The sequence below is a fragment of the Parashewanella curva genome, from assembly GCF_003675895.1.
Lineage (GTDB): Bacteria > Pseudomonadota > Gammaproteobacteria > Enterobacterales > Shewanellaceae > Parashewanella > Parashewanella curva.
Window position 1 is genome coordinate 1 of the sequence record NZ_ML014916.1, and the last position, 2,876, is coordinate 2,876.

General features: G+C 41.3%; 1 protein-coding gene. It reads right to left on the bottom strand.

The window, feature by feature from the left end; genetic code table 11:
- Positions 1-125: 125 nt before the first annotated feature.
- On the bottom strand, positions 126-2,324 hold the full coding sequence (locus D5018_RS21095; protein WP_121840936.1) for a hypothetical protein: 2,199 nt from the start codon (positions 2,322-2,324) through the stop codon (positions 126-128).
- Positions 2,325-2,876 lie beyond the last annotated feature (552 nt).

The following is a 2,876-nucleotide window of genomic DNA, read 5'->3' on the forward strand; positions in this document are numbered from 1 at the left end:
AGCTTTTTTGAGCCTAAAGTTCCTTTGTCGGTTTGAGGTGAATGAGATGCCTCTAGTTCACACACCTCGCTAGGCAATTGTCTGCTAATCATTTTGATTATTCTTAGTCTAAGACTTCATGCATCCTAAGCATCTGTTTTAGATGTTTCCGTTGGTTCGCTTTCATCTTCAATAACTACGGCTATTTCCGGTCTTTGTTCCGTATCCGGCTCAATTTTTTTTAAGTCAAGCGTAGCGATTTGACTGCTTATATCAAGACGAACAGGTGATTGATGTTCACCATTGCTACCGCTTTCATCGAGCATTTCTGGATGCTGCTGTTTTACTGCTTGTAAGGTTGCTTGACCTATGGCTTCTTTAGCTTGTTGTTCACTAACTTCAACACCTTGCTTGCGGTATTTTGCAATTAGCTCTTTTATTGATTCACGCTTGATGTAACAAATGATTGAACCTGTAACGATGACTACAACCGTTACTACCGCTCCAACAACAATCACTCCCGCTACAATGCCTCCGACGTTCACGCCATTCGCTGTTGGTGGCACCTCGGAAGCTACGCTCGGTTTAACGGCTGGGTCAAGCTTAGATGTTACTGCTGATGCAACCGGTAATCTTGTTGTCGGTGAAGAATGTAAAACAGGCTGACACTTTTTATCGACTGTTTGACTTGAACCCGCGACAAATTCCTTTTCAAAACCAAGCTCATTGAAAATATCAGAGCCACTTTTGTTAACTACTCTTGCATTATGACATAGGGTAAGATTTGGGCTTGCAGTGTATTCATCAAGCACAATCTTGCTATCTCCGCTAGCAACTATTTTTGCGCCATCACCAGCGTTACCAGTGAACAGCGCTCTTCCTGAATCTTGTACATTTACTCGCGCATTAGCAGCTGAACTGCCTCTAAATTCGGCTGAACCATTTTGACAGACAACCACAGAGGATTGGGCTAATGATTGTCGCTCTGCTTTTAATCCTGTTCCACCTTGATTAACGACTTGTATGTGAGCTTTTCTGCCAGCATTATTCTGAAATATGCCTCCTGTTCCGGCCGTATTTCGAATGTGGGCATTCGCATTTTTTAAGGCATTTGTATTAGCTACAAAACCAACGCCTCCAGTATTCTGGGCCTTGATAGTTGAGTTATCTCCTCCGTCTGTGGAAAATAATATTCCTGTATTTGAGTCAACTTTTGATTCAATTAGAGCACCTTTTAATGAGCTAGCTATTGAATTAATTCCAACTACTTCCCCTCCTGTGTTTTCAATTATGAAATGCCCATTTTCTCCTGCTTTACTTTGTACCTCGACTCGGTGTCCAATAACGGGTGGGGTTGCATTGGCTTTAACATTCACTCGGCCTGATTTTAAAGAACTGTCAGCGAGTATAAGATGGCCTGATTTTAACGTCAAAATAGCTTTTTCTGATGAATTATGTTCACATCTATAAAAAGTACTACTGTCATTAAGAGTTGCAGTTCCACAGTAGCCTTCATTGTTCGAAATAGTTCTAGGGTGAACAGGTGGAAAATTTATTGCCGTTCGATTAACGGGACAGTCAGAACTTGATGGCGTGGATGCTGGAAAGTTCTCGCCATCAACAGACAATAACTCCCGCATAGCCATACGCTTAGGTTGCAGATTGTCTTTAAGGTTTACAGACTCAACATGCCGTTTTAATAATGTCTCTTGTGGTGCATCATAGTATGCATCGCCATCTGCATCGATAACCACTTCCGAATCCTGAACAGTGCCGGTAGATTCATGCATCGCTGGAATACGGCTGCTTATGTAATCCATTGCACCGTCCGCCACCTGACCAGCAGCATAAGCCCCTATTGCACCAAAGGCGACATTTGTTCCTCGGCGTAACAAACTCTCTTTGGGTAAATCCATTTCTGCCATAACGATGTCTGACGCTTTAGCCGCAATCTGACCGCCTGCTAAACCTGCGGTAGCTTTTACCGTTCCAGCGGCAAAACCAGACGGCGAAAGAGCCCCCATCGCTGCGCCTTGTAGTAGTGTACTGGTAGCCTTGACTGCATATTTAACACCTTGTTTGCTTCTTGCTGATTCAGGTAATAAGCCTGTTCCTTTTTCTTCTATAAATTGAACCAGTTTTCCTGTTTGTTGAGCGGCAACACAATAACCTAAACCAATCCCCGCAGCGCCAATACCACCTGTTGCTAATCCTGCACCAGTGGCTATAGAGGCTGAGAGCACTGTCTCCGCAGAAGGGAGGTGTTGATATATTTGATTGGCGGTATCTTCAAGCTTATTAACTAGCCCTAGTGCTGAGGAAAAGGGTAAGGTTGCCATGCTCATAATGCTTCACCTTAATACATTGCAAATGTGCTTTTATATTTGTAGAAAGGTTAAACAACTTATTGATAGTAAATCTCTTTTTGTTAATAAAATTTAACCTGCCAATTCTATTAAAAAATCATTAGGTAAAAGATATTGGAATAAGCGATTAATTCTGATTTTTGAGTTGATGCGTTGACTTATGGGTTATAATAAATAGAGCACTTACACTAACGCGCTTTGGGGCAATTTCGAGTCAGGCCATGTTCAGAATCAACTCGAAAATGGACAGAAGTTTGTTAGAGCGTAAAACCTAACCATTGCTGTTGCTTGCGTAAATTTAAAACAAAAATACAGCACACTTCACTGAAAAATCTAAAATCAAAAAGTATTTTTATGACCAAAAAGTAACAGCTCAACAAGAGTCACGTTAATTAAATTTTAGGCATTACCGTTAAAGTCATTTACTACTATTTTGGGTTTGTTTTTGATTGATAGCCTTGTAACAGACGAATAGTTTCATCATCCTTTTGAGCAATAGCTAACTCAAGTGGTGTTTGGCTTTGTGATTGT